Here is a 6,565-nt window from a genome sequence, read left to right as displayed (position 1 = left end):
GACCCCTTGAAGACGACGAGGTAGATAGGGCAGAGGTGGAAGCGCAGTAATGCGTGAAGCTGACTGTTACTAATAGGTCGAGGGCTTAACCAAGAGGTTTAGGTGTAAGGTTTTGGAAAGAAAAAGTATTGACTGTATGCGGTTTTGAAGGCACATGATGAACGGACTGTCGCTGATGCGGCAGTTTTTTTCGTATAGGAAATTATGTTTCCATACGAAAAAAACGCTCCGCGAGGATCTTATTTATGACTACGATAAGTAGATAGCAAACACGATGATTACATTAAATGATTATTTGTATTCCGGGGATACGGTACTGAAGATTTTACAGAACTACAGCAGAGATCTACGGATAGAATCACAAAAACAGAATAATGAGATTGATCTGCTTCACAGTGATTTTCTGCTTCAGATTAAAGAACTGCTGGAGCATAACGATTTCCTGACGGCACAGTCTCAGAAAATGCGGGAGTTCTATAAGTATATGGCCAAAGAATATCCATTTCTGGCATTTACGTTTAAAGGAAGGATCAAATCCTTGATCCGGGCAGAAGAAAAGTTTAACGGCTATATTGTAGAAACTATCTATGATCATTATAAGGAGTCCGGCACTTATCCAACGTTAGAAGAACTGAAAGGACGACTCAGCTGCTTCCGGGATTTGATTGCATACCGCATTGTAATCTCTATGCCGAGATGTCATCTGCGTCATGGAGAGGATCGGGAAAGTCAGGAGTTAAGATATCTGTATGACATTGCCAATGTACTTCCCAAATTTCTTGAGGAGCATGGATTTATTCCTGAGCATGCAAAAGGAGTTAAGGAAAGTACAAGTTCTTTTCTGCTGGATGAAGTAAAACCTTATTACAGAGATTATGTCTGTGGTCAGAGCCCCAGTGGTTATCAGTCTCTGCACATTACTTTCTATGATAATAGTGCCCACTGTTATACTGAGGTACAGATCAGGACAAAGTCTATGGATGATATTGCCGAGATCGGAGCAGCTAATCACCGTGGTTATGAGAAGGAACAGGAAAAAGAACGTGCAAGAAGAAAGTTGATTCCGGTTGGAGAGTGCAGCTATTTTGATGATGCTTACGAGCGGGGCATGAAGCTTTTGAAATTGCAGTTGGCAGAATTGGATGTGAATATGTTTTCTGCCATTAATAATAGTCTTGTAAATGATGGATGTGGGTTGTTCCGTGGAAGACTGATTCTTCCGTACGAGCATCTATCAAGATTTCAGAATGATATTATAGATTAAAAAAGAGAATGTGAGCATGATCAATTGCAGCGATCTGCTCACATTTTTTTATACGATTAGTCTGGCGAGATTGTTACTGTAACTAAAATATAATCAGCAATGCCATAGGTTGCTTTTGCAGAGATATGTCCGTAAAGTGATAATTGTTCCATAGCAGCCTGAGTTGCATTCAATACCAGGTCTATTTTGTTTTGCGCCTCTGCATCAGGTGCATCAAATACCAGCTGAAATCCTGATAAGTCAGAATTCAGACAGGAGTAAGCCAGTTTCTGAATCTCAGCGTCTTCTGAAGGAAAGAAATATGGTTCGGTCAGATAAGGGGCAATGGTAAGCTGACGGTTGGAGGCAAGGTATCGGTCATCGGTACAGAGATTACGACTTGCTGGCATTTCTGCCCAATGATTTTCAGCAATGACGCTATCCGGAACCAGAAAATAGTCATAGACGATATTAGAACCGTCAGTAACTATCTGCCCTTCCACTAGTGGATCATCCCAGGTAACATCGATATTATACCAGATATCATCTACCTTTACCTGATTCCAGGCATGAGAGATAGAGCCGCTTCCATTATCTGCTGTTCCGGAAATCATCAATTCATCCAATCCGGCCTGTTTACAAAGCCAGGAAAATGCCCTGGCATATCCTTCACAGACGGCCCGATGATCGAGTAAAGCACCCTCGGCGGTAAAGTCAGAATCAGGAAGTGTATCTGTCTGCAGATTATCATAATCATAGGCAACAGTGGATACCAGATAATGATGAATGACAAAGACTTTGTCATAATCAGACATATCCGGAGTGAAAAGCTGGGAGATGATTTTCTTCATCTGTTCCATAGATTCAGAATTGGATATGGGTGCAGTTTCTGCCAACTGTTCTGACGTGGTATCATTAGGAGAAGAATGGGATTGTCTTAACTGATAATCCTGCCAGGATTGAGGCAGCTGCTGCGTAATGGGTTCTGGAGAGGTTTTACCGCATCCAACTAACAGCAAAAGTGCAGTAATATATATTAAATATTTTTTCATAAAAGATCCTTTTATACTTTTTAATGATCAGCTGCTACCAGTATAATAAAAAGCAGAGATGGATGCAAGGGTTGCACATTTCTCTGCTCTGGAGTAAAATGAAGAAAATTTGTAAATACAGGAGGAGAAATCCATGAATATCATCGCAACTGAAAAAGCACCAGGTGCAATTGGTCCATATTCTCAGGGATACGAAGTAAATGGAATGATTTTTACATCTGGCCAGATCCCGGTAGATCCGGCAACCGGAAATATTGCAGAGGGAATTGCTGCTCAGGCTGAGCAGAGCTGTAAGAATGTAGGAGAGATTCTAAAAGCAGCAGGAAGCGGCTATGAAAAAGTTGTGAAGACAACTTGCTTTTTGGCAGAGATTGCAGATTTCGCAGCATTCAATGAAGTATATGCAAAATATTTTGTCTCTAAACCGGCAAGAAGCTGTGTGGCAGTGAAAGATCTTCCGAAGGGAGTTCTCTGTGAAGTAGAAGCGATTGCTGTTAAATAGGTGAAAAAATAAGGACCCTGCATTTTATGCAGGGTCTTTTCAGGTGTAAATTTATTTTACTTCGTTTGGAGATTCCTCACCTCGTTCGAAGCAGCGGATATTTTCCAGAGTGGTCTGTGCGATGGCTCCCAGTGCTTCGTGAGTAAAGAATCCCTGATGGGATGTGATCATCACGTTCGGGAAGGACAACAGTCTTGCAGTAACAGAATGTTCCAGGATTTCATCAGAACGATCCTCGAATACGTTCGGAGTCTCTTCCTCATATACATCAAGACCAACACCGAAGAATTTATGCGCACGGATACCTTCGATTAGATCCTCCGTTTTAACCAGAGCACCTCTGGAGGTATTAACCAGAATAACGCCATCTTTCATTTTCGCAATGGTCTCGCGATTAATCAGGTGATAGGTGTTGTCCATCAGCGGGCAATGAAGGGAGATCAGATCACTCTGAGCAAGCAGTTCATCCAGCGTTACATAGGTAGTGAAATCTTTGATGGACGGATTCTCAAACACATCATAAGCAATGATTTTCATTCCGAAACCATGGCAGATTCTTGCCATAGCAGCACCGATTTTACCGGTTCCGATAATACCGGCAGTTTTACCATGGAAATTAATTCCCATAAGACCGTTCAGACTGAAGTCATTTTCACGGACTTTTACATATGCTTTGTGCAGATGGCGGTTGACTGCCAGAGCCAGAGCCATGGCATGCTCAGCAACTGCTTCCGGAGAATACCCGGGTACACGGAAAACACGGATTCCGAATTTCTTTGCGGTTTCCATTTCAACATTGTTGAAACCAGCGCAGCGGAGAAGAATCAGTTTTACGCCGCACATATTCAGAACCTCGATGGTATCGTTGCTGATATCAGCACTCACGAAAGCACATACCGCGTCATATCCATGTGCCAGTTCGGCGGTGAATGGGGTCAGTTCAGTTTTTAAAAATTTTACTTCAATGTCAGGATAGTTTACCAGTTCTTTGGTAAAGGACTCTTTGTCATAGGCTTTGGAATCAAAAAAAATAACTTTCATGATGTATAACCTCCTTGGAGAAAATTAAGTTCTGTTTCATTTCTGATGTTAGTATATGCTATCGTTAAAAAAATATCAATTAACAAATTGTCAAAAAAATATCAATCCGAAAACTATTATTCGTCAAATTTATATTTTGAAATTTGAAAAAAGAAGACCGGAGCAGATTTTTCTCTGTTCCGGTCTGAAAATTGTCAGATGTGCTTAAAAATTCGTCATACCAATTTAGTATTCATTTTGCTCAATTTGCTCAGTCTGCTCAGTAGAACCGGCAGAAAGAGCGGCCCTGATGGGGACACCGTTTACTTCAATCTGGTCATCAATCTGAATGAGCAGGTAAGAATGCCCATCGATCACGCGGGTTTCCAGAAGAGCTGCTTTTTCCGGACTTACTTTTACGATGACATCCGGAGTTTTCACTTCCATGGTTTTGGAACTTGTCAGATTGGTAGCGAGAAACTCGGTTTTGTCGCCTGCAGTTTCATTGTAATGCTCCTCAAAATGCTCAAGAGATTCTTCCGATGCACCACTTCTGGAAAGCAATTCGCGAACTTCAGGTTTGCTTAAAGTCGGTGGCTCCGGAAGATCTTTTTTCTCTTCGATTAATTCGTTGAGATTTTCGTGGATATTAACGACGGTTTCATAATCACAGGTGTTTCCGAGGGTTTCAGTTACTAATTCCTGAAATGTTTCTTTCTGGCCTTTGGCTGACAGAGGAGTCTGACAGCCAAAGACTTCTTCTAAAAGTGCCGGCTGAAGAATTTCCGGGTTCCGAGTATAGTAGAGCATACTATGCAGGTCAGTGTTCCGATCGTTAAAGGCAGGAAACAGGAATCCGGCATCAGGAGCCTGTACGATCCAGTCCCGGGAACGATCTTCAATACTGTTTTTTTCTGCATTGTAGCAGAGTCCGGCTTTGTCCAGTTTGACCGGACAGATACTGCACATAAGATATTCATAGGTATCGTCGGAAGCATCAAACATTTCCATGCCGTCTTCTGCTTTTTTCGGAATATCATAAGCGGCATGAATGAGGATGATATAGTAGTTTTCTCCATAAGCATAATGATTAATGATTTTCTCATAGAATTCTTCCAGCATGACATCGTCAGTGAGACGGCTGTCACGAAGCTTTAGAAGCCAGCTTTGGGTTCCGTCCGGCATTTCCTGAGCCAGCGGAAAATCCATATTTAGAAGATTTTTACCGATCGTTCCGGATAAAGTTTTACGGAAAATTTCAAAATATTTGAAAATCTCTTCTTCCGGGAGGGAGAGAAAGGCTTCTTTTAGTTCGGTACGGATCTGCTTTTCAGCATCTACATAGCATCCGCAGATACGGGTAATAGCGCAGTTCTCGTTCGTGAACTGTTTTCGGATTTCAAGGGTTTCTTTTTTATTCATAGACGTTACTCACTTTTCTTCAGACTTATTTTTCCTGCTTACTACCATACCATAAATCCGAAAATGCGACAAGTACACGGTTTTTTCGATATTTTTCTTGCAGGGGCAGTCGTGGGATGGTATTCTTTTGTATAGAAAAAAGGATGTATGTCTATAAGGATAGAGTTAGGAGGAACATTATGATTTCGAATCGATTACTTCAGGGCTGCCTGGAAGATTTTTCTGATATTGTGCGTCTGAATATGGCATTATACGATCGCAATGGCGCCTGTATAGCTGGTGAAGAGGATGAAGCACCGGAGGCGGGAGTGATCACGACTTTTTGCGGATCTGCAGCTGATATGCAGGCACTGGGAAGCAGGTATCTGTTCAAAGTAGGGGGACAGGAGAACGAATATGTGTTATCAGTCAGCGGAGACAGCAAGGATATTTATCCCATGGGTCAGCTGGCAGTGAGACAGCTGGAGCGGATTTTGGAGATTGGCTATAACCGTGAGGATCGAAATCAGTTCATCCATAATCTACTGCTGGATAATCTGCTCCCGGTTGATATTTTAAGCTATGCAAAACAAATGCATATTGGACCGGAATGCCGCTGGGCAGTGCTGCTGGTAGAAGGAAAGGAATGCGAGGTGTTCCGGATTCAGAGCATTGTAAAGAACCTGCTGTCAAACCGGAGTCTGGATTTTATTGTTCCTATGGAAGAAGATTCTGTTGTTGTGGTACGAAGACTGGAAGAGCATGAAGCAGAAAAAGATATTGAAGAGCTGGCGCGGCTGCTGTCTGATACTGTGGGAGCAGAGACCGGCTGCCGCATTCGCAGTGCGTGCGGAACCATTGCGCTTTCTTTGAAAGAGGTTTCACGTTCCTATAAGGAAGCTAAAATGGCGTTGGCAGTGGCAGAGATCTTTTTCGATACCAAAAACGTGATTGTCTATGAGGAACTGGGAATTGGCCGTTTGATTTATCAGCTGCCTATTCCACTCTGCGAGATGTTTTTGAAGGAAGTGTTTGGTGACTACAATCCGGAGAGCCTGGATGAAGAAGTGTTGACGACGGTTTATCAGTTTATGGAGAATGACCTGAATCTGTCAGAGACCAGCCGTCAGCTGTTTGTCCATAGAAATACACTGGTATATCGCCTGGAAAAACTGCAAAAGACCATTGGTCTTGATATTCGGAAATTTGAGGATGCCATGACCTTTAAGATTGCCATGATGGTATTTGATTATATGAAATATCTGAGAGAAAAACAGGGGTGACATAATTGAAGGGGAAAAGGAGAAGGCAAACGGAAAAAACGAAAGTTTTGCTAGCCTCCTTATG

6 protein-coding genes and 1 rRNA gene are annotated in these 6,565 nt (G+C 42.3%); 4 read left to right on the top strand and 3 right to left on the bottom strand.

All coding sequences use genetic code 11. The features are described 5' to 3' along the window. Both ACZMB2_RS10770 and ACZMB2_RS10765 read left to right on the top strand, forming a co-directional pair. Nucleotides 1-93, top strand: a 23S ribosomal RNA gene (locus ACZMB2_RS10770); the annotation flags it as partial. Nucleotides 94-274: 181 nt separating this feature from the next. After that, nucleotides 275-1,264 (top strand): RelA/SpoT-related domain-containing protein, encoded by a 990-nt coding sequence (locus tag ACZMB2_RS10765; protein WP_487596753.1) that lies wholly within the window; start codon nt 275-277, stop codon nt 1,262-1,264. Between the two features lie 56 nt (nt 1,265-1,320). On the opposite strand, the gene ACZMB2_RS10760 is transcribed toward ACZMB2_RS10765, so the two are convergent. Next, complete coding sequence (locus ACZMB2_RS10760) at nt 1,321-2,295, bottom strand: transglutaminase domain-containing protein (protein ID WP_487596752.1); 975 nt, start codon at nt 2,293-2,295, stop codon at nt 1,321-1,323. A gap of 133 nt (nt 2,296-2,428) precedes the next feature. Here ACZMB2_RS10760 and ACZMB2_RS10755 point away from each other — a divergent pair, with 133 nt between their 5' ends. Beyond that, a complete protein-coding gene (locus ACZMB2_RS10755) occupies nt 2,429-2,797 on the top strand; it encodes a RidA family protein (protein ID WP_487596751.1) in 369 nt (122 codons plus the stop codon). A gap of 51 nt (nt 2,798-2,848) precedes the next feature. Here ACZMB2_RS10755 and ACZMB2_RS10750 read toward each other — a convergent pair whose 3' ends face one another. Both ACZMB2_RS10750 and ACZMB2_RS10745 read right to left on the bottom strand, forming a co-directional pair. Continuing rightward, the gene (locus ACZMB2_RS10750) at nt 2,849-3,838 is read right to left on the bottom strand and encodes a 2-hydroxyacid dehydrogenase (protein WP_487596750.1); all 990 of its coding nucleotides are present in this window, start codon (nt 3,836-3,838) and stop codon (nt 2,849-2,851) included. 225 nt (nt 3,839-4,063) lie between these two features. Then, nucleotides 4,064-5,239, bottom strand: coding sequence for a DUF4317 domain-containing protein (locus tag ACZMB2_RS10745; RefSeq protein ID WP_487596749.1), 1,176 nt, complete (start codon nt 5,237-5,239; stop codon nt 4,064-4,066). Nucleotides 5,240-5,418: 179 nt separating this feature from the next. On the opposite strand from ACZMB2_RS10745, the gene ACZMB2_RS10740 reads away from it, so the two are divergent. Continuing rightward, nucleotides 5,419-6,501: a PucR family transcriptional regulator gene (locus tag ACZMB2_RS10740; protein ID WP_487596748.1), complete on the top strand. Its 1,083-nt coding sequence runs from the start codon at nt 5,419-5,421 to the stop codon at nt 6,499-6,501. The last annotated feature ends 64 nt before the right edge of the window (nt 6,502-6,565 follow it).

The organism is Hominiventricola sp., assembly GCF_057604405.1.
The sequence above is the reverse complement of the archived record's forward strand: the minus strand, read 5'-3'. Positions and strand labels throughout refer to the sequence as shown.

Excerpts from the sequence above, each read along its gene's own strand:
- ACZMB2_RS10765 (WP_487596753.1), top strand. The coding sequence starts at position 275 with ATGATTACATTAAATGATTATTTGTATTCCGGGGATACGGTACTGAAG.
- ACZMB2_RS10760 (WP_487596752.1), bottom strand. The coding sequence starts at position 2,295 with ATGAAAAAATATTTAATATATATTACTGCACTTTTGCTGTTAGTTGGA.
- ACZMB2_RS10755 (WP_487596751.1), top strand. The coding sequence starts at position 2,429 with ATGAATATCATCGCAACTGAAAAAGCACCAGGTGCAATTGGTCCATAT.
- ACZMB2_RS10750 (WP_487596750.1), bottom strand. The coding sequence starts at position 3,838 with ATGAAAGTTATTTTTTTTGATTCCAAAGCCTATGACAAAGAGTCCTTT.
- ACZMB2_RS10745 (WP_487596749.1), bottom strand. The coding sequence starts at position 5,239 with ATGAATAAAAAAGAAACCCTTGAAATCCGAAAACAGTTCACGAACGAG.
- ACZMB2_RS10740 (WP_487596748.1), top strand. The coding sequence starts at position 5,419 with ATGATTTCGAATCGATTACTTCAGGGCTGCCTGGAAGATTTTTCTGAT.